Here is a 19,805-nt window from a genome sequence, read left to right as displayed (position 1 = left end):
AAACGGCGGGGTAGCGGACGAGCCGGAACGCGGCAGATTGCCCTGTCGACGGAACCGCCACGGTACTTCCGAAGTCTGATAGAGGACCGATTCTTGGAACTCAATGACACGCGGGAGGGACCATGCAGGTGGATTATCAGGCCCAATACGAGCTGGGCCGCGCAGGGGAGCGGGCTGCGATCAGGTGGTACGAGGATGAGGGGTATACCCTCCTCGGACACCGGCAGCGAATGCGGGCGGGGGAGATCGATGCCGTCGTTGAAGACGACGACGGCACGGTCGTCTTCGTGGAGGTGAAGTCGCGCCGCGGCAGCGCGTTCGGCGCAGCTGAGGCGGTGACAACGAAGAAGCTGGCCACCATGCGCAGGTGCGCGGCCCAGTGGCTCGAAGAGCACTGCGCAGACGCGTATCGGCCGGTCCGTTTCGACGTGGTCGAGGTGGTCTTCGCGGGCGAGGATTACATCCTGCGGCGCTACCCGGGGGTCGAAGATGGCGCTTGCTAGCACGGTGAGCGCGACCGTGGAGGGCGTCACCGCACGCCTGGTCACGGTGGAGGCAAACGTCGGCGCCGGCCTGCCGGGGATGCACATGGTGGGCCTGGGCGACGCGGCGGTGAAGGAATCCCGTGAGCGCATCCGCACCGCGATTGCGAACTCGGCCCTGCCGTGGCCGCGCACGAAGATCATGGTGTCGCTCTCGCCGGCGCACCTGCCCAAGGCGGGCTCGCACTTCGACCTTCCAATCGCGCTGGCGGTGCTGGGCAGCCTGGACCCGCGCGCGGATCAGGTGCTCAGAGCAACGATGTTCTGCGGCGAGCTCGCCTTGGACGGCACGTTGCGGCGGGCCGAAGGCGTGCTCCCGATGCTGCTTGCAGTCCTGCACGACGCCGACAATGCCGTAGACACGATTGTCGTGCCGCGCGCCAATGCCGCCGAGGCGGCGCTGCTGGGCCGAAGTAACGTGCTCGTGGCAGATTCGCTCAAACATGTCTGGGAGTGGGTGACAGGGGCCGTCCAGCTGGACGTGGCCTCGGCGCCGCTGCGCGAGACGGCACCGGTCGCCGTGCCTGACTTCTGCGATCTCGCCGGGATGACCGAGGAACGCGAGGCGCTTGAGGTCGCCGCCGCGGGCGGCCACCACGTCATGATGATCGGCCCACCCGGATCCGGAAAGTCCATGCTGGCAGAGCGCCTGCCATCGATTCTGCCTGAGCCCACGGTCGAGGAGGTGGTGGAAGTCACTGCCATCCACTCCGCTGCGGGCATCTCTGGGGGAGACGTCGTCGACGCGCGGCCGTTTGTCGCGCCGCACCCGTCCCTCACGCGCGCGGCGCTGATCGGCGGGGGCAGTGGCACGCCGACGCCCGGGGCGGTGAGCCAGGCGCACCGCGGGGTGCTCTTTCTCGACGAGGCGTCGGAGATCCAAGCGCACGTGCTCGATTCCCTGCGTATCCCGTTGGAAAAGCGAGAGGTGAGGCTCACTCGCGCTCGCCGCGAGGTGGTGTACCCGGCAGATTTCCAGCTGGTGCTGGCCGCCAACCCGTGCGCCTGCCCGCGGATCGAGGGGCGCTGCACGTGCAGCTCTCCGCAACGGGCGCGGCACCTGAGCAACATCTCGGGTCCGCTGAGGGACCGCATCGACGTGTTCCTCACCACCTCGGCCGAGGCGTCGGTGCTCAGCCCCAACGATGCGGAGCGGTCCAGTGCGATCGCGCGGCGGGTGGTGGCCGCCCGGGAACGCGCGGCGGCCCGCTGGGCGCAGGCAGGGCTCGCGGAGTCCGTGAACGCGCGCGTTCCGGCGACACTGATCCGGCGGCACTTCCCGGCGCGGGAATCCGCGATGGCGCTGCTGGAATCTTCCCTCTCGGAGGGGACGATCACGCAGCGCGGCGCGGATAAATGCCTGAAACTCGCCTGGACGCTAGCGGACCTGGAGCAGGCGGACCAGCCGGATATCGACCACGCCTATCGCGCCCTGGACTTGCGCGCGAACCAGCGGGAGGTGGCTTAAGTGTCTGCGCCAGAATCCTGGGCCTACCTCAGCCGCGTGGTCGAGGGGCCCTCGCACCACATCCAGGCACTGCTCAGCATGGGAAAATCCGCGGACGAGATCGCGCACGGTGTGCGCACCCGCGCCACCTGGATCGGCGGCCTGCTCGCGCAGACTGAAAACCGCTTCACCTGGGACCGGCCCGCCGAAGATATCGAGCGCGCGGCCGAAGCGGGCTTCACGCTGCTCACGCCGGATAGCGCGCAGTGGCCCGCGGACGCTATCGAGCGCTCGTTCGCCCGCCAGCAGACTGGCGCGGCCGCCAAGGTCAGCCACCAGCCGGACGGGATCGCCCCGCACGCGCTGTGGGTGCAGGGGAACCCCAACCTCGCGGGGCTGCTCGCGCATTCGGTCGGCGTCGTCGGTACGCGCCACGCAACCAAATACGGCCACGCGGCCACCAAGGACCTGGTCACCGGATTGGGCGGGCATCGGTACACGATCGTCTCCGGCGGGGCGCTGGGCATTGACACCGTCGCGCACCAAACGGCGCTCGACGTGCAGACGCCCACTATCGTGGTCGCCGCGTGCGGGCCGGGGGAGCACTACCCGCGCTCCAACAAAGCGTTGTTTGAACGCGTCGTGGCCAGCGGGTCTGCCATCGTGACGGAGTATCCGTTCGGCACGACACCTGACCGGCACCGCTTCCTCACCAGAAACCGTCTGGTTGCGGCGCTGACCCTCGGTACCGTGCTGGTGGAAGCGCCGTTTCGCTCCGGGGCGCTCAACACCTTGAAGTGGGTCAACGCGTTCAACCGGAAAGCCATGGCGGTGCCGGGCCCGATCACCGACGCGCAGTCGCTCGGTGCCAACTTAGCCATCCAGCGAGAGGAAGCGCTGATGGTGCTCAACGCCGGCCAGGCGCACGAGCAGCTCACGGCGGTCGGAGATTTCGATGCCGACGAGCAGCTTGAAATGCAGTTCCCGCCGAGCGTGACGCAGCAGCTTTCCCGCAATGAGCTGCGCGTGTACGACGCGCTTCCGCCCGTGGGCCAACAGGGCCGCGAGGCTGAGGAGGTTGCCGCGGACTCCGGGCTCACCATCGCGCTGACGGTGCACATCCTCATGGATTTGTCGCAGCGTGGGTTAGTGGAGCGCGACCGCCGTCGCTGGTCGCGGGCAGAGCAGCCGGCTGTGGGAGGAGAGTAAGCTGCCGTGACATGAGTACACAGCCGGGACAGTTGCAGGCAGCGGTGGACGACTTCGCCGAATACGCCGAACTCGTCCTCGGCCGCTCACCACACACGGTCAAGGGCTACGTAGCGGATCTGCGAGGACTGAGCGACTACGCGGCGACGTTCAACGAGTTCACCCTTGACGCGCTGCGGCAGTGGCTGGCGGATGCCCTCGCGGCAGGCAAGAGCCGGGCGACACTCGCCAGGCGCACCGCAGCCGCCAGGGCCTTTTCTGCCTGGGCCTACCGCCAGGGCTACGTCGAAAGCGACGCCGCCGCCCGATTGAAGGCCCCCAAAGTCAACCGCCCGTTGCCCACCGTGGTGCAAGGGGAGCGCGCCGCAGAGCTCGTGGAGGTGCCCCAGGACGACGGGGCTCACCCGGCGGAGCACCTGCGCGACCGGGCAATGCTTGAGTTGTTGTACGCCACGGGCATGCGCGTCGGCGAGCTCACCGGGCTCGACATCGGTGACGTCGACCTCGCCCGGGGGCTCGCCCACGTGACCGGCAAGGGCAACAAGCAGCGCGTCGTGCCCTTCGGCAACGAGGCCTCGGCGGCCGTTGCGGCATGGCTGGAGTCTGGCCGCGACGAGCTCGCCGGTGACACCCCCGCAATGTTTGTCGGCACCCGCGGCGGGCGCATCGACCAGCGCCAGGTCCGGCGGGTGGTTGAGCGCGCCGGGCGCGGCGCGGGCGTGGAGCACGTCGGCCCGCACACGTTGCGCCATACGGCGGCGACCCACATGCTCGAGGGCGGTGCCGACCTGCGCGTGGTGCAGGAGATGCTCGGGCACACCAGCTTGCAGACCACGCAGATTTACACGCACGTCTCCGCGCAGCGACTCAAGCGAATCTACGACCAGGCGCACCCTCGTGCGTAGGTGACGCAGGAGAACCGTCGAGCGGCTTGAGCCGTATGCGCGGCGGCTGCAGCAACGTCAGCGGGTCAATGTAGGTGTCCTTGCCGGTTCGTGCGCCCCAGTGCAGGCCATCGTGCGCCCCGGAGAACGTTGTCGGTGCCCGGGTGAGCGCACCCACGGGCTGCCCTTCGCGCACTGCATCGCCTGGGGCAAGATCCGAGCGGACAGGCTGGTAGGTGGTGCGGATCCCGCCAGCGTGGTCGATGGCAAGGACGGGTGTGCCAGCCACCGAGCCGACGAAGGCGACAACGCCGTCACCCGCCGCAAGCACCGGCTGGCCAGCGCGCAATGGTAGGTCGACGCCTCGGTGGCCGGGCTTCCAGTTCTGGTCCGGTATGTTCGCGGGACGGCTCACCCCGCTCGAGTAGGCGGTGCCAGCGACCGGGTCAACCCACGCGGCGGCAGGTGCGGCGGTGAGCAGGAACAGGGCGGTGGTGGACCGGAGGATCGTCGATAGGCGCATGCTGCGATCAGACCACTTCACCGCTGCAGTGAGAAGGGGTGCAAGCGGTTCTGTGGATAACGCCTCGGCCGCGGCGGGGTTATCCACATGAAGACGCAGATGAGATTAGGTTTTGCTGGGAAAGCCAGGTAGGGTTGCACCGGCAGCTTTTCTGGGCTGACTACGCGCGCCGGATCATGCCTGCTCAGCGACGGTCCCTCTCACAGGGTGCAGGGCGAGCACGGTGCTAGGGCGCGGGATAAAAACCCGCGCGTGAGACTTGCAAGATAACCGAACTATTTTCTCCGAAGGAGACAAAACCATGGCAGTTGTAACCATGAGTGAACTCCTCGACGCTGGTGTGCACTTCGGCCACCAGACGCGTCGCTGGAACCCGAAGATGCGCCGCTTCATCTTCACTGACCGTAACGGCATCTACATCATCGACCTGCAGCAGACGCTGACCTACATCGATGAGGCCTACGAGTTTGTCAAGGAAACCGTCGCTCACGGCGGCACCATCCTGTTCGTCGGCACCAAGAAGCAGGCACAGGAGCCGATCCAGGAAGAGGCGCAGCGCGTCGGCATGCCGTACGTGACGCACCGCTGGCTGGGCGGCATGCTCACCAACTTCCAGACTGTGTCCAAGCGCATTGGCCGCATGAAGGAACTGCAGGCGATGGACGCGGCCGAGGACGGCTACGCGGGCCGCGGCAAGAAGGAAGTCCTCATGCTCACCCGCGAGCGCATCAAGCTCGAGCGTGTGCTGGGCGGGATCGCCGACATGACCAAGGCGCCGTCCGCGCTGTGGATCGTGGACACCAACAAGGAGCACATCGCGGTCTCCGAAGCGCAGAAGCTGCGCATCCCTGTCGTGGCCGTGCTGGATACCAACTGCGACCCGGACGTTGTGGACTTCCCGATCCCGGGCAACGACGACGCTATCGGCGCAGTGAAACTGCTCACCCGCATCGTGGGCGAGGCTGTTGTCGCAGGTAAGCAGCAGCGCGAGGAGCGCCAGCTCGCTTCCGCTCGCGACGCCGCCGGCGACACCGACGCGAAGCGCCAGGCTGAGGCCTCTGAGGCTGCCGCTCAGGCCGCCGCATCCGACGACGTGTCCGCCGCCGACGCTGCGAAGGCTGCCGTCGCCGCCGAGACCGCCGCTCCGCAGGAGGTCGCCGAGGTTGAGCAGCCGGCAGCTGTGCGCGCCGCTGAGCAGGCGAACGAGGCTGCAGCCGCCAACCAGACCGGCAAGGTCGACGAGGGCATCCAGATCTCTGGCACCGAGTCCGCCACCCAGGCGTAGGCCACGCAGTACGGATCCTTTGATCTGAACCCTCGCGCACCCCGTGTTCGCCAGTGCCTGCCGGTCCGACCGGTGGGGCACATGGCGGGCGCGGGGTGTTTCGCGTGTGAAGGCGCCCTAAACCGTGCGCCAGCCGTGCCGCCGTGGAAAACGTCGGCTACGCTATTAACGGTTATTCATCTTTACGCAACACTTCTATGAGGAGGATCGCCCACTATGGCGAACTACACTGCTGCTGACGTCAAGAAGCTCCGCGAGACCACCGGCTCCGGCATGCTCGACTGCAAGAAGGCACTCGAAGAGACCGACGGCGACTTTGACAAGGCCGTTGAGAACCTCCGCATCAAGGGTGCAAAGGACGTGGGCAAGCGCGCGGAGCGCAACGCCCTCGAGGGCCTGGTTGCCGTCTCCGGCAACACCATCGTTGAGATCAACTCCGAGACCGACTTCGTGGCCAAGAACCAGGAGTTCAAGGACATCGCCGCCCAGATCGCGGACGCAGCGGCCGCTGTGAAGGCGAACTCTCCGGAGGAGCTGGCCAACGCGGACGTCAACGGCGAGACCGCCCACGACGTGCTGGAGCGCCTCTCCGCCAAGATCGGCGAGAAGCTGGAGCTGCGCCGCGCCGCTACCGTCGAGGGCGAGAAGGTTGAGCCCTACCTGCACCAGAAGGCTGCAGACCTGCCGCCGGCCGTTGGCGTCCTGGTTGCCTACACCGGCGACAACGCCGAGGCTGCCCACCAGGTTGCTCTTCAGATCGCCGCGATGAAGGCTCGCTACCTCAACAAGGAGGCCGTGCCGGCCGATGTTGTTGAGAAGGAGCGCGCGGTCCAGGAAGAGATCACCCGCAACGAGGGCAAGCCGGAGGCTGCCATCGCCAAGATCGTTGAGGGCCGCATGGGTGGCTTCTTCAAGGACGTTGTGCTGCTGGATCAGCCGTCCCTGTCCGACTCCAAGAAGACCGTGCAGCAGTACGCCGAGGAGAACGGCATTGAGATCACCGACTTCGTCCGCTACGAGGTTGGCCAGGCGTAAGCGCCTGTAGTCCTTTCGACGCCCCGTACCCCCACCGCCCTCAACGGGTGGCTGGCCGGGTACGGGGTTTCGTCGTGAGGCACGCGCCACCCGAGCGCGGTTCGGTGCCGGTGCATGCGCGGGGCTACTATCGTCTGCGAACATGTCCACACCCCGCCGCGCAAAGGAGCGATTCTCGGTGACTGACCTCAATCCCACCCGCACAGGTTTCAAGCGAGTGATGCTGAAGCTGGGCGGTGAAATGTTCGGCGGAGGCAAGGTCGGCATCGACCCGGACGTGGTGGAGTCCGTCGCCCGGCAGATTGCGGAGGTCGCGCGCGGGGGCACCGAGGTCGCCGTTGTCATCGGCGGCGGCAACTTCTTCCGCGGTGCCGAGCTGCAGCAGCGCGGCATGGACCGCGCCCGCTCCGACTACATGGGCATGCTGGGCACGGTCATGAACTGCCTTGCGCTGCAGGACTTCTTGCAGCAGATGGGTGTGGACTGCCGCGTGCAGACCGCTATCAACATGGCGCAGATTGCAGAGCCGTACCTGCCGCTTCGCGCGGCGCGCCACCTGGAGAAGGGGCGCGTGGTGATCTTCGGCGCTGGTATGGGCATGCCGTACTTCTCCACCGACACCACCGCGGCGCAGCGCGCGCTCGAGATCGGTTGCGAGGTGCTGCTGATGGCCAAGGCGGTCGACGGCGTCTTCGATTCCGACCCGCGCGAAAACCCGGACGCGGAGCTCTTTTCCGAGATCTCGCCGCGGGAGGTCATCGAGCGGGGGCTGAAGGTTGCAGATGCGACTGCCTTCAGCCTCTGCATGGACAACAACATGCCGATCCTCGTGTTCAACCTCTTGGAAGAGGGCAACATCGCGCGCGCCGTCTCGGGCGAGCAGGTGGGCACGCTCGTCGCGTAACCCGCCGCTTAGCGGCTCACCTCGCGCTCAAGGAGTGCCTCCGCCTCCTGCGCGAGGCGAAGCAGTTCCGGCCCCGTGAGCCGTAGGCTGCCCAGGTGCACGCCGCCAAGCGCGATCGCCGGGGTGCCTAACACATTGAACACGGAGCACCACGGCGACCAGTGGGTTTGCGCGTGGAAACTCTCCTCGGGGGCAAGGGCCGGGAAATAGCCGAGGGGCGGGGGATCGTAGGCGACGGTGGGGGAGAGCACAGCATCAACATTCCATTGCCGCGCAACGATGCCCGGAAGTGCGCGGGCATGCGCTTTCGCCGCATCCACCTGCTCGGTCTCGAGCCGCTGGGCCTGCCGCACCAGCCACTCGATGTAGGCGTTGTCCAGCGGGTTCACGTCCCGGAACGCGTGCGTGATCAGGGTGGTGAAGTGCGCGTAGGTGGCCGCAGACTCCGCGTACGGACCAATCTCTACTACCTCGTGCGTGCGACCCAATAGCGCCGCTAGCTTCTCGACGTCAGCTCCGCGCCGCTGCGCCACCTCCGGGTCGGCGAACACACCCTTGGTGAGCACGCCGATCCGCAACCGGCGACCGGCTGGCGGCTCCCACCCAGTGAGCGTGCACAGGTCCGCCACATTGCGGGAGAGGAAGCCGTGCGCGGGCAGCTCGCGGCTGGCCAGCTTCAGCCCCGTCACGCCGCACGCCGCCGCGGGCACGCGGATCGAGCCGCCGGCGTCCGTGCCGTGCGCGGCGCGCGAGACCCCGTCCGCGACCACTACAGCCGCGCCAGCAGAGGATCCGCCAGGCGTGCGGCCGGGGAAGGCGGGGGACTCCAGCACCGGCACGCCGGGGCGCTCTGCGTAGCAGGTTGCGCCGAGCTCGGAGGTCAGCGTTTTGGCGTCGATAATTGCCCCCGCGTTGAGGAGCTTCAGTACGAACGGATCCGTCTCGCGCGCGACGTAGGCGCGGGCCGGGTTGCCGTTCGTCGTGGGCATGCCAGCGACATCGGTGCCGTCTTTGACTGGGATGCGCCACCCGGTCAGCCGCCCGCCGGGCGGGCCCGCAAGCACAGCGCCGGGGTGGGCGACGTACGTGAAGGCTGGGTGCGGCATGGCGACAGTCTAGGCAGGCGCGCAGCGCTGGTAAGTTAAGGGGGACGCAAACCCGAGAAGCGATAGGGGTAGACCCATGATTGATGACGTTTTGCTGGATGCTGAAGAGCGCATGACCTCCTCCGTCGAGCACACCCGAGATGAGCTGGCTAGCATCCGCACCGGCCGTGCGAACCCGGCGATGTTCAACGGCGTGATGGCGGACTTCTACGGTACCCGGACGCCGATCAACCAGATGGCCACCATTTCGGTGCCGGAGCCGCGCATGCTCCTGATCAAGCCCTACGACATGTCCACCATGGGCGAAATTGAAAACGCAATCCGCAACTCCGATCTCGGCGTCAACCCGACGGATGATGGCCAGGTGATCCGCGTGACCGTTCCGCAACTCACCGAGGAGCGCCGCAAGGACCTGGTCAAGCAGGCGAAGCAGAAGGGCGAGGACGGCAAGATTGCCATCCGCAACGTCCGCCGCCAGGGCATGGAAGCGCTGAAGAAGATTCAGAAGGACGGCGACGCGGGCGAGGACGAGGTCAACACCGCGGAAAAGGCCCTGGACAAGACCACCCAGGGGTACGTCGCTCAGATCGACGAAATTGTGCAGCGCAAGGAAAACGAGCTGCTGGAGGTCTAGGCCGACGTGTCCCTGCCGCGAACGCACACCACGCACGGTGCCGAGGCCGCGCCCAGCCGCTGGCCCACGCGTGCACCGAGGCCGAAGAATAAAGCCGGGCGCAACCTGTCGGCGGCAATTGCCACAGGGGTGGTGCTCGGCGCGCTGGTGATCACGGCGGTGTGGATCGGGCCGGTGGCCTGGTACCCGCTTGTCGCCGTGGCGGTCGCGTTGGCGATGTGGGAGGTCATGACGCGGTTGCGCGAGGCCGGCTACATCCAGCCCCGCACGCTGCTGATCATCCTCGGACAGGCCATGCTCTGGTTGTCGGTGCCGTACGGCACGTCCGGCCTCGTTGCCGGGTTCGCCTTCACCGTGCTGGTGGTGATGTTCTGGGGCATGTTCCACAGGGGACGCCACAGCCAGCCGGAGAATTATCTGCGGGACACCGCGGTAGCTATTTTTGTGCTGGCCTGGATCCCGCTCTTCGGCACCTTCGCTGCCATGATCTCCGGGATCACCGAAGCGGGCGTGGATGGCTCGGCCTACATCATCGCGTTCATGCTCTGCGTAGTGGCCAGCGACGTCGGCGGGTACGCCGCGGGCGTGATGTTCGGCTCCCATCCGATGGCGCCCGCGGTCAGCCCAAACAAGTCGTGGGAGGGGTTCGCGGGCTCGCTCGTCGCCGGCATCATCACCGGCGTGCTCGTGGTGGCGCTGCTCATCCACGGGCCGTGGTGGATGGGCATCGTGCTTGGTGTCGCCTTGGTCATCTGCGCGACGATGGGCGATTTGGTGGAAAGCCAGTTCAAGCGTGAGCTGGGTATCAAGGACATGTCTCACCTCCTGCCCGGCCACGGGGGGATCATGGACCGCCTCGACGGCATGCTTCCGGCCGCCGCGGCGACGTACATCCTGCTCACCACCATCTCGCTGATGAACGGCGCGTAACCCGCGCGCAAGATTCGTACTCGGCGCTCTAACGTGCAAAGATGGGGCGCACTATGAGCGATTTCCCCCACATTCAGCTGCTTGCGCCGAAGCGCGGCATGCCGCCGAAGCACTTCGCGGACCTGAGCAAAGACGAGCGCATCGAGGCGCTGCAGGAGCTAGGCCTGCCCAAGTTCCGCGCCGACCAGATCGCGCGGCACTACTACGGCAAGTTTGAGGCGGACCCGTTGACCATGACGGATCTGCCCGAGGCGCAACGCCAAGCAGTCAAGGACGCGCTGTTTCCCACGCTGCTCACCCCCGTGCGCACAGTGGAGACCGATGAAGGCGACACGACCAAGACGCTGTGGCGGCTTCACGACGGCATTCTGCTGGAATCTGTCCTGATGCGCTACCCCGGCCGCGCCACGTTGTGCATCTCTTCCCAGGCAGGGTGCGGTATGGCGTGCCCGTTCTGCGCCACCGGCCAGGGCGGCCTAGACCGCAACCTCTCCACGGCCGAAATCGTGGACCAGGTCCGGGCGGCCGCGGCCATGATGCAGGCCGAGGGCTCGCGGTTGTCCAACATCGTGTTCATGGGCATGGGGGAGCCGCTGGCCAATTACAAGCGTGTGGTCTCTGCCGTGCGCCAGATTACCCAGCCGGCCCCGGACGGCTTCGGCATCTCCCAGCGCAACGTCACCGTCTCTACGGTGGGGTTGGCCCCGCAGATCCGCATGCTCGCGGACGAGGGCCTGTCGTGCACCCTCGCCGTCAGCCTACACACACCTGACGACGAGCTCCGCGACGAGCTGGTTCCCATGAACAACCGCTTTGCCGTCGCCGAGGTCCTCGACGCCGCCCGGTACTACGCCGACCAGACCGGCCGTCGCGTCTCCATCGAATACGCGCTGATTAGGGACATGAACGACCAGGATTTCCGTGCGGACATGCTGGGCAAGAAGCTGCACGCCGCGCTCGGCTCGCGCGTGCACGTGAACGTGATCCCGCTCAACCCCACCCCAGGGTCCAAGTGGGACGCCTCGCCAAAGGCGCGGCAGGACGAGTTCGTCCGCCGAGTGGCCGCGCAGGGCGTGCCGTGCACCGTGCGCGATACGAAGGGCCAGGAGATCGCCGCCGCGTGCGGCCAGCTCGCCGCGGACGAGAAGGCGAGCTAGCCGGATACGAAAAACCGCCAGCCGGGTGGCTGGCGGTTACGTCGTCGATACGCAGCTAGATGCGCGAGTGCTTGCCGCGGGGCTCCACGGTGACGACCTCGACATCCTCGCGCTCGGTCGGCGCGGCTACCGGGCGGGAAACGGACCCCTCGACCGCGCGCTCCTCGCCGCGTGCCGGACGCAGGTGCGCAACGCGGGACGGCTCAATGTTCAGGGCGCGCAGCTGGGAATCGGAGAGGTTCTCGTACACATCGCCGGACAGGGTGGCCTGGTTGTAGGTCCAGTCGGGCTCCTTGTGGCCCACCGGCTTGTTGTGGGAGGTGACGGTACGGACCTGGTTGAGCTTGGGCTTGGTCGCCTGCAGGATCAGGCCGAGGGCGATCAGCACCGCAAGCACGACAAGCCAGATGGTCTCAACGTGGCCCTCGTGGTTGCCAAAGCTGTAGGCAACGAGGAACAGCACAGAGATCCAACCGGCGATCTGGATGGTGCGGTCGGTGAACGCGCTCCAGCCGAAGCGTGCGGACGGAACGTCCGCCTCGGAAACACCGTTGTACACCTGGGGTGCGTTGTCCTTCGCGTGGGCCACTGGAATGCTCCTTCAAAGCGTGGTTGGCGGTTGGCAAAATTGGCAAAAACTGTCAGCGCCCATCATCTCACACCACAGGTGCGGACGGTGACACCTCACCCCCATTGTGTTCAAACTTTCGCACCACCGCTCGCGCGATGACTGCCGCGTGGTGCCGGACGGCGGCGGTGCGTGCAACAATATGGCGCGTGAAGAATGTAGTGATCCTGGGCTCGACTGGTTCCATAGGCACGCAGGCGATTGAGGTGATCCGCGGCCACCGCGACCAGTTCACCGTGGTGGGGATTGCGAGTGGGGGGTCGAACACCGAGCTGACGGTCCAGCAAGCCCGCGAGTTCGGTGTGAGCGCGGACTGCGTCGCCGTGCGTGATGCGGAGGCGGCCAGGGAGGTGTCCGAAGCACTCGGCGGTCCCGTTATCACCGGCGAGACCTGTGCTGCCGAGCTGGTGGAAGTGTCACAGCCGGACCTTGTGCTCAACGCGCTCGTCGGATCCTCCGCTGGCTTGCCCGCAACGCTGGCCGCGCTGAAGTCCGGAGCGACCCTGGCCTTGGCAAACAAAGAGTCGCTGGTCGCCGGTGGCCGCTTCGTGCTGCAGGCCGCGCGCCCGGGCCAGATCGTTCCGGTGGATTCGGAGCATTCCGCGATGGCGCAAGCGCTGCGCGCGGGCAGCCGCGGCGAGGTGGAGCGCTTCGTGCTCACCGCCTCCGGCGGCCCGTTCCGTGGCAAGACCCGCGCCGAGCTGATGGACGTCACCTACGAGCAGGCCGTGGCCCACCCGACGTGGGCGATGGGGATGATGAACTCGTTGAACTCCGCGACGATGGTGAACAAGGGTCTGGAGCTTATTGAGGCGTCCCTGTTGTTCGACGCGGAGCCGGACAAGATCGACGTGACGGTCCACCCGCAGTCCATCGTGCACTCGATGGTCACGTTCGCGGACGGCGCCACTATTGCGCAGGCGTCTCCGCCATCGATGAAGCTCCCAATTTCGCACGCGCTGAATTGGCCGCACCGCATCCCTGGCGCGCAGCCCGCGCTTGACTTCTCCCAGGCGTCGGAGTGGACCTTTGAGCCGCTGGACGACGACGCGTTCCCGGCCGTGAAGCTGGCCCGCCAGGCGGCGCAGGAGGGGGACCCGTACCCCGCCATCTACAATGCGGCCAACGAGGTAGCCGTCGACGCGTTCGTGGGCGGGCGCGTGAGATTCCCCGAGATCGTGGACATCGTCGCCGAGGTGTTACACGGCGCCAGCGACTTCGCAGAGGCCCCAGCTGACGTGCAGTCCGTGATCCGCACTGAGGACCTCGCCCGCGAACGCGCTAGGGCCGCGGTTGCCCGCGCCGCCGGCGCATAGCGGCGGAAGGCTCTTGTGAGTGCTCTAGGCATTATTGGCTTTGCACTGGCGATCGCCCTGTCCATCGCGCTGCACGAAGCCGGGCACATGTTCACCGCCCGTGCCTTTAACATGCGTGTGCGACGCTACTTCATTGGTTTCGGCCCCACTGTGTGGTCCACCACGAAGGGTGGCACGGAGTACGGCATCGCGGCCCTGCCGTTCGGCGGGTTCTGTGACATCGCCGGAATGACCGCGATGGATCCGCTCACGCCGGAGGAGGCGCCCCACGCCATGGTGAACAAACCGGCGTGGCAGCGCGTGGCTGTGCTCGCCGGCGGCATCGCGATGAATCTGCTCATCGGCGTTGTCATCACGTACTTCGTCGGGGTCTTCTCCGGCATCCCGAACCCGGACGCCGACTTCACCCCGCGCGTCGGCCAAACCGTCTGCGTGGCGGACCAGGTGGACGCAGACACCCTCGGGGAGTGCGCGGGCGAGGGCCCCGCCGGCCAGGCGGGTGTGCGCCCGGGGGACACGCTCGTGGCAATCAACGGGCGGGAGGTTGAGCAGTTCGGGGATGTGCGGGACGCCGTCGCCAAGCAGCCCGGCGAAACCGTGGAGCTGGAGGTCCTGCGCGACGACGAAACGATCACCTTGGACGTCCCAGTGGAGGGGGTACAGCGCATCGACCCTGCGACCGGGCAACACGTCACCGTTGGCGCGGTGGGCATTGTCGCGGCGCCGGTGGTGGATGCCGTGAAGCAGTACGGCCCGCTCGAGGCTGTGCCCGCCACGGCGCGGTTTACGTGGCAAATGCTGGTGGCGGCCGTCGACGGCATCGTGGCGTTTCCCGGCAAGATCCCGGGCGTGGTCGCTTCACTTTTCGGTGCCGAGCGCGACATCGAAGGCCCTATCAGCGTGATCGGGGCATCACGCACCGGCGGCGAGCTGGCAGAGCAGAACATGTGGTCAGCGTTCTGGATGCTGCTGGCCAGCCTGAACTTCTTCCTCGCGCTGTTTAACTTGGTGCCCCTGCCGCCGCTGGATGGCGGCCACATCGCGGTGGTGCTCTACGAGAAGGTGCGCGACGCTTTCCGGCGCCTTCGGGGGCTCGGCCCAGGCGCTCCCGCCAACTACGAAAAGCTTTTGCCGTTGACCTACGCCATGGCCGCGCTGATGCTCGGCGTTGGTGTGCTGGTGATGGCTGCTGACGTGGTCAACCCCGTCCGAATATTTGGTTGACGGTGCTAGAGTTAGCCACCATGAACACCCCCATCGGATTAGGTATGCCAGAGGGCCCGGCACCGACCTTGGCGCCGCGCCGCAAGACCCGTCAGCTGATGGTGGGCGATGTCGGCGTGGGCTCTGACCACCCGATTTCCGTGCAGTCGATGACCACCACGAAAACGCACGACATCAACGCGACGCTGCAGCAGATCGCGCAACTGACAACCGCGGGCTGCGACATCGTCCGCGTGGCGTGCCCGAAGACGGTGGACGCGGAGGCGCTGCCTGCAATTGCCGCGAAGTCGCCGATCCCGGTGATCGCGGACATCCACTTCCAGCCGAAGTACATCTTCGCGGCTATCGACGCAGGCTGCGCCGCGGTGCGCGTGAACCCGGGCAACATCAAGGAGTTCGACGGCCGCGTGAAGGAGGTCGCGCAGGCGGCCGGCGACGCGGGCATCCCGATCCGCATCGGCGTCAACGGCGGCTCCCTGGATCCGCGGCTGCTGGAGAAGTACGGCAAGGCCACCCCGGAGGCGCTGGTCGAGTCCGCGATCTACGAGGCCGGGCTGTTTGAAGAGCACGGTTTCGGCGACATCGCGATCTCTGTGAAGCACTCCGACCCGGTGCTCATGGTGGAGGCGTACCGCCAGCTGGCGGAGAAGACAGATTACCCGCTGCACCTCGGCGTGACCGAGGCTGGCCCGAAGTTCATGGGCACCATCAAGTCCTCCGTCGCGTTCGGCGCGCTGCTTTCGCAGGGCATCGGCGACACCATCCGCGTGTCCCTGTCTGCGGACCCGGTCGAGGAAATTAAGGTCGGCGACCAGATCCTGCAGTCGCTCAACTTGCGTCCCCGCAAGCTCGAGATCGTCTCCTGCCCGTCCTGCGGCCGTGCGCAGGTGGACGTGTACAAGCTGGCCGAGGAAGTCACCGCGGGCCTCGACGGGATGGAGTTCCCGCTGCGCGTCGCCGTAATGGGGTGTGTGGTTAACGGCCCGGGTGAGGCGCGCGATGCGGACCTAGGCGTGGCGTCCGGCAACGGCAAGGGCCAGATCTTTGTCAAGGGCGAGGTTGTAAAAACCGTGCCGGAGTCCAAGATCGTGGAGACGCTGATCGAGTACGCGCACCGCATTGCCGAGGAAGAGGGCCTCGAGGAGGTCGCGGGGGCGAAGGCCGAGGTCAAGGTCACCCGCTAACATGCTCCGTCGCAGTGTGGCGGGGGTTGTGGTGGTTGCACTCGGGGTGGCACTGGGTAGTTGCACTCCGCGCCCCAACGACGCGGAGCCAGCCGCTGAATCCTTTCTGGGCGCGTTAGAAAAACGCGAGGTCAATGCGTCGCTCGTCGATAATGCGGGGGCTGCCGAGTCTTCTCTGCACGACACGTGGGACGGCCTCCAGGCGGAGGGCCTGAGCGCGTCCCTCCTGGGCGTTACCCAGGAGGGCAACGTAGCCACCGCGTCCTACGAGCTGCGCTGGGACCTCCCGCGCGAGCGGGACCTGACCTACACGGCGCAGATGACGCTGACCCAAAGCGGTGACGCGTGGAACGTGCGTTGGCAGCCTTCGATGCTCCACCCGCGCCTCGGGGCGAACCAGCATTTGGAACTGCGCTCGGTCGCGCCCGAGCAGGCGAGCGTGGTCTCAAGCGACGGAGTGGAGCTGCTCAGGCCCGGCACCGCGTACCGCGTGTTGGTGGATACCGACACCATGCGCTCGGCGCGCTCCGCGGCGTCCGCGATCAGCGCGGCACTGGCTGCGGCACACGAGACGGATAGAGGCGTCCCCTTGCGCGATCCGGACGGCCTGGCCAACGAGTTGTCCGAGGCGACCGGGACGTACTCGGTGGCTGTGGTCCCCGCGCCTGCGCGCGACGCGTTGGAGGCGGCGCTTGCTGGCGAGCCAGGCGTGCGGCTCAACGAGGAAGCCGCGATGGTGAATACGGAGCCAGATTTCGCCCCGGACATCATGGCTCGCGTGGGGGAGCTGGTCCGCGACGACCTCGAGGGCGATGCCGGGTGGAGCGTCGATGTGGTCAACGAGAACGGCGCGTCCTACGAGGAAGTCAAACGCGTCGACGCGGCTCCCGCGCCAGCCGTCCACATCAGCCTCGACCACCGGGTGCAGCGCGCCGCCGAGGACGCGCTCGAGCCGGTTGCCGGGCAGCAAGCCATGATTGTGGCTCTCCGCCCATCGACGGGCGGGATCCTCGCGATTGCGCAGACGCCTGCGGCAGACGCCGAGGGCAACCTGGCCACCATGGGCCAATACCCCCCGGGGTCCACGTTTAAGGTCCTCACCGCTTTTGCGGCGCTGACGAAGCAGGGCCTTGAGCCCGCCTCGGCGGTGCCGTGCCCGGGGGCCATGGACATCTACGGCCGCACCGTGACAAACTACGCGGGGTTCAGCCTCGGCACGGTGCCGCTGGAAACGGCGTTCGCGCGCTCGTGCAACACCACTTTCGCGGACATCTCGACGAAACTGGCGCCGGGTGAGCTGAAAGCGCTAGGCAAACAGTTCGGCCTTGGCCTGGATATGCAGATCCCCGGTGTGGAGACGATCACAGGCTCCATTCCGGAGGGGGAGGAACCCCTTGACCGCACCGAGGCCGGGTACGGCCAGGGCCTGGACCTGGCCAGCCCGTTCGGCATGGCCCTGGTCTCCGCCACCGCCGCGCGGGGTTCGCTGCCGGAGCCGTACTTGGTGAAGGGCGAGGACACCCGGGTCAACGAGACACCGGCGCCAGTGGACGCGAAGGCTATCGACGAGCTCCGCCAACTCATGGCCGCAGTGACCGCGCCCGGCGGCACCGCAGGGGGCATGAGCGCTAGCGGCGACATCCGCGGCAAAACCGGCGAGGCGGAAATCAACGGCGGATCGCACGCGTGGTTCACCGGCTACAGGGCAGACGACGACATCGCCTTCGCCACCTTGGTGGTGCTCGGCGGTGGCTCGGAGGCCGCGGTGGCGGTCACTGACAGGATGCTGGTCAACCTGGACTCGCAAAACGAATAGACCTCTGCCGTGCGCTTTGCCCGTTTGACCGCGGGACTACCATCGAAGCCATGAATCAACGAGGCCTACTTACACCGGGAAAGCCCACGCCAGAGCGCGCGGTACCGAAGTCCATTGAGCGACCAGAATACGTGTGGAAGGACGAGGTCCGAGAAAACATCGGGGAGCCGTTCATCCAGACTCCGGAGACGATCGAAGCGATGCGCGAGGCCAGCAAGATCGCGGCCAACGCGCTTGCGTTGGCGGGCGCGGCCGTCGCCCCCGGCAAGACCACCGACGAGATCGACGGGATCGTCCACGACTACCTCATCCAGCACGGCGCGTACCCGTCTCCGCTGGGCTACCGCGGCTTTCCCAAGTCCAGCTGCATCTCGCTGAACGAAATCGTCTGCCACGGCATCCCGGATACGACGGTGATCCAGGAGGGCGACATTGTCAACATCGACGTCACTGCGTACAAGAACGGGGTGCACGGCGACACCAACGCCACTTTCTTCGCGGGCCAGGTCGCGCCGGAGCACAAGGACCTCGTGGACCGCACGTATCAGGCGATGATGCGCGGCATCAAGGCGGCCAAGCCCGGGCGGCAGATCAACGTGATTGGCAGGGTTATCGAGTCTTACGCCAAGCGCTTCGGCTACAACGTGGTCACCGATTTCACGGGCCACGGCGTCGGCCCCACCTTCCACAACGGGCTGGTCGTGCTGCACTACGACTCAGACGCATACACGGACGTGTTGGAGCCGGGCATGACCCTGACCATCGAGCCGATGATCAACCTCGGCGAGCTGCCGTACCGCATCTGGGACGACGGCTGGACCGTCCAAAACATCGACGGCGAGTACACCGCCCAGTTCGAGCACACGCTGGTGATTACCGACGACGGCAACGAGATCCTCACGATCCCCGACGCAGATGTTGCCGCGGGGCAACACATGCTGGGGGAGTGACCCACACTATCGGACGGTAGCGCGAAACCCCCGTCACAGCGTGACGGGGGTTTGAGCCTTTAGCCGCGGGGTTTAGAACTGGGGCAGCGGGAACTCCGGAAGCTGGATCAAGCCGTTGTAGGAGGCGAAGTTCACGCCGGCGATGACCAGGCCGACGAACGCGCCAATGCCGGTAATGGCCGTAGCATCGATCCATATGCGAACCCACTGGGGAAGCAGCTGCCAGTAGGTCTCTTTACCCGCTGCGTCGCGGATGTCAAATTCCTTCTCCCGGTCGTCCGAGGGCAGGAACTGCGAGGAACCCTGGCCATTGCGGAGGCCTTCGAAGCCATCGGAGATGATCTCCTTCACCGACTTGTCGGTGTCGCACGCGGTGCCCTTAAACAGCACTTCCAGCGGGCCGCCAGCGTTTTCGGCACTTCTCTCAATATCACAGTTCGAATTGGTCTTGCCCGGCCCAGTCTCGGGGTCAGCGAAGGCAGCGGTGGTGCCGGTAGCGGCGATGGCGAGGGCGGTTGCAGAAGCGAGGGCAGCGTTGCGGAAGTTACGCATGTCGGTCTCTCTCTCAGATCCTCAAGTCTCGGAAGCGGGCAGCCACTAGCGGAAGTTGATCGGGCCGTGGACGATGAAGTTGTAGGCGGGGCCGACAATGAGGCCGAAGAAGGCGGCGGCGCTGTTGAAGATCAGCAGGCCGTACAGCAGCTTGGCCCACGCCGGCTGCTCCTCGAAGCCCTCTTTCTGGACACCGAAGATTGCGCGACCATCTGCTGTTGTCCCAGAATCGAGGTGCTTGCCGATCTCGTGGGAAAGGGAGGGGCCGCTCTCGACCTTCGTTGTCTCATTCTGAGCGGCTGCCACTGCGGTGGAACTGAACGTCACGGCGAGGGCGGTAGCGCCGGCGAGGGCTACCTGGCGGAAATTGCGCATGAAACGAAATCCTTCTCTGCTAGTGCTTGCACGACGCCCGGGTGGGATCCGAAGTAGTCCAGGGGCTGCGGTCCCCTGGGCCGGAAACAACCCCGTGCTGGGTT

The 19,805-nt window shown here is 66.6% G+C and carries 20 protein-coding genes; 15 read left to right on the top strand and 5 right to left on the bottom strand.

Features of this window, described 5'->3' with window-relative positions; genetic code table 11:
- Positions 1–122 precede the first annotated feature (122 nt).
- The 4 genes from CUREI_RS07350 to CUREI_RS07335 are packed head-to-tail and all read left to right on the top strand — an operon-like array spanning position 123 to position 4,103.
- Entirely contained in the window at positions 123–503 is a 381-nt protein-coding gene (locus tag CUREI_RS07350; RefSeq protein ID WP_038612187.1) for a YraN family protein, read from the top strand.
- On the top strand, positions 490–2,010 hold the full coding sequence (locus CUREI_RS07345; RefSeq protein WP_038612184.1) for a YifB family Mg chelatase-like AAA ATPase: 1,521 nt from the start codon (positions 490–492) through the stop codon (positions 2,008–2,010). Before CUREI_RS07350 ends, CUREI_RS07345 begins: the two co-directional genes overlap by 14 nt.
- Entirely contained in the window at positions 2,011–3,198 is a 1,188-nt protein-coding gene (locus CUREI_RS07340) for a DNA-processing protein DprA (protein ID WP_038612181.1), read from the top strand. It begins immediately after the preceding gene.
- An 11-nt stretch (positions 3,199–3,209) separates the two neighbouring features.
- The gene (locus CUREI_RS07335) at positions 3,210–4,103 is read left to right on the top strand and encodes a tyrosine recombinase XerC (protein ID WP_038612178.1); all 894 of its coding nucleotides are present in this window, start codon (positions 3,210–3,212) and stop codon (positions 4,101–4,103) included.
- Here the strand turns inward: CUREI_RS07335 and CUREI_RS07330 are convergent.
- Entirely contained in the window at positions 4,066–4,605 is a 540-nt protein-coding gene (locus CUREI_RS07330) for a M23 family metallopeptidase (RefSeq protein ID WP_051952408.1), read from the bottom strand. The two genes, CUREI_RS07335 and CUREI_RS07330, sit on opposite strands and share 38 nt — an antisense overlap.
- A gap of 301 nt (positions 4,606–4,906) precedes the next feature.
- On the opposite strand from CUREI_RS07330, the gene rpsB reads away from it, so the two are divergent.
- The 3 genes from rpsB (at position 4,907) to pyrH (ending at position 7,829) form a co-directional block, all read left to right on the top strand.
- Positions 4,907–5,890 carry a 30S ribosomal protein S2 gene (gene rpsB / locus CUREI_RS07325; RefSeq protein WP_038612174.1) on the top strand — a complete coding sequence of 328 codons (984 nt, stop codon included), beginning with the start codon at positions 4,907–4,909 and terminating at the stop codon, positions 5,888–5,890.
- A gap of 216 nt (positions 5,891–6,106) precedes the next feature.
- A complete protein-coding gene (tsf, locus tag CUREI_RS07320; RefSeq protein ID WP_038612171.1) occupies positions 6,107–6,925 on the top strand; it encodes a translation elongation factor Ts in 819 nt (272 codons plus the stop codon).
- A gap of 142 nt (positions 6,926–7,067) precedes the next feature.
- The gene (gene pyrH / locus CUREI_RS07315; protein WP_051952267.1) at positions 7,068–7,829 is read left to right on the top strand and encodes a UMP kinase; all 762 of its coding nucleotides are present in this window, start codon (positions 7,068–7,070) and stop codon (positions 7,827–7,829) included.
- An 8-nt stretch (positions 7,830–7,837) separates the two neighbouring features.
- Here the strand turns inward: pyrH and CUREI_RS07310 are convergent, their stop codons facing one another.
- Positions 7,838–8,935, bottom strand: a complete 1,098-nt coding sequence (locus CUREI_RS07310; RefSeq protein WP_038612166.1) for an amidase family protein — start codon at positions 8,933–8,935, stop codon at positions 7,838–7,840.
- A gap of 76 nt (positions 8,936–9,011) precedes the next feature.
- On the opposite strand from CUREI_RS07310, the gene frr reads away from it, so the two are divergent.
- The 3 genes from frr to rlmN are packed head-to-tail and all read left to right on the top strand — an operon-like array spanning position 9,012 to position 11,656.
- Positions 9,012–9,569, top strand: coding sequence for a ribosome recycling factor (frr, locus tag CUREI_RS07305; RefSeq protein ID WP_038612163.1), 558 nt, complete (start codon positions 9,012–9,014; stop codon positions 9,567–9,569).
- Between the two features lie 12 nt (positions 9,570–9,581).
- Positions 9,582–10,499, top strand: coding sequence for a phosphatidate cytidylyltransferase (locus tag CUREI_RS07300; RefSeq protein WP_051952407.1), 918 nt, complete (start codon positions 9,582–9,584; stop codon positions 10,497–10,499).
- Between the two features lie 53 nt (positions 10,500–10,552).
- Positions 10,553–11,656 carry a 23S rRNA (adenine(2503)-C(2))-methyltransferase RlmN gene (gene rlmN / locus CUREI_RS07295; RefSeq protein WP_038612160.1) on the top strand — a complete coding sequence of 368 codons (1,104 nt, stop codon included), beginning with the start codon at positions 10,553–10,555 and terminating at the stop codon, positions 11,654–11,656.
- 55 nt (positions 11,657–11,711) lie between these two features.
- Here the strand turns inward: rlmN and CUREI_RS07290 are convergent, their stop codons facing one another.
- Positions 11,712–12,245 (bottom strand): DUF2631 domain-containing protein, encoded by a 534-nt coding sequence (locus CUREI_RS07290; protein ID WP_051952266.1) that lies wholly within the window; start codon positions 12,243–12,245, stop codon positions 11,712–11,714.
- Positions 12,246–12,382: 137 nt separating this feature from the next.
- Between CUREI_RS07290 and dxr the strand changes: the two genes are divergently transcribed.
- The 5 genes from dxr to map are packed head-to-tail and all read left to right on the top strand — an operon-like array spanning position 12,383 to position 18,774.
- On the top strand, positions 12,383–13,600 hold the full coding sequence (gene dxr / locus CUREI_RS07285) for a 1-deoxy-D-xylulose-5-phosphate reductoisomerase (protein ID WP_051952265.1): 1,218 nt from the start codon (positions 12,383–12,385) through the stop codon (positions 13,598–13,600).
- 15 nt (positions 13,601–13,615) lie between these two features.
- Positions 13,616–14,824 carry a M50 family metallopeptidase gene (locus CUREI_RS07280; protein ID WP_038612154.1) on the top strand — a complete coding sequence of 403 codons (1,209 nt, stop codon included), beginning with the start codon at positions 13,616–13,618 and terminating at the stop codon, positions 14,822–14,824.
- Positions 14,825–14,844: 20 nt separating this feature from the next.
- On the top strand, positions 14,845–16,008 hold the full coding sequence (gene ispG, locus CUREI_RS07275) for a flavodoxin-dependent (E)-4-hydroxy-3-methylbut-2-enyl-diphosphate synthase (protein ID WP_038612151.1): 1,164 nt from the start codon (positions 14,845–14,847) through the stop codon (positions 16,006–16,008).
- A 1-nt stretch (position 16,009) separates the two neighbouring features.
- Entirely contained in the window at positions 16,010–17,824 is a 1,815-nt protein-coding gene (locus tag CUREI_RS07270) for a penicillin-binding transpeptidase domain-containing protein (protein ID WP_038612148.1), read from the top strand.
- Positions 17,825–17,874: 50 nt separating this feature from the next.
- The gene (gene map / locus CUREI_RS07265) at positions 17,875–18,774 is read left to right on the top strand and encodes a type I methionyl aminopeptidase (protein WP_038612145.1); all 900 of its coding nucleotides are present in this window, start codon (positions 17,875–17,877) and stop codon (positions 18,772–18,774) included.
- A gap of 72 nt (positions 18,775–18,846) precedes the next feature.
- On the opposite strand, the gene CUREI_RS07260 is transcribed toward map, so the two are convergent.
- Together CUREI_RS07260 and CUREI_RS07255 are read right to left on the bottom strand one after the other, a co-directional pair.
- On the bottom strand, positions 18,847–19,326 hold the full coding sequence (locus CUREI_RS07260) for a hypothetical protein (RefSeq protein ID WP_038612142.1): 480 nt from the start codon (positions 19,324–19,326) through the stop codon (positions 18,847–18,849).
- Positions 19,327–19,371: 45 nt separating this feature from the next.
- Positions 19,372–19,701 (bottom strand): hypothetical protein, encoded by a 330-nt coding sequence (locus CUREI_RS07255; RefSeq protein ID WP_038612139.1) that lies wholly within the window; start codon positions 19,699–19,701, stop codon positions 19,372–19,374.
- Between the last annotated feature and the right edge of the window lie 104 nt (positions 19,702–19,805).

The organism is Corynebacterium ureicelerivorans (assembly GCF_000747315.1).
Classification (GTDB): domain Bacteria; phylum Actinomycetota; class Actinomycetes; order Mycobacteriales; family Mycobacteriaceae; genus Corynebacterium; species Corynebacterium mucifaciens.
This window is presented reverse-complemented; position numbering and strand designations above follow the sequence as displayed.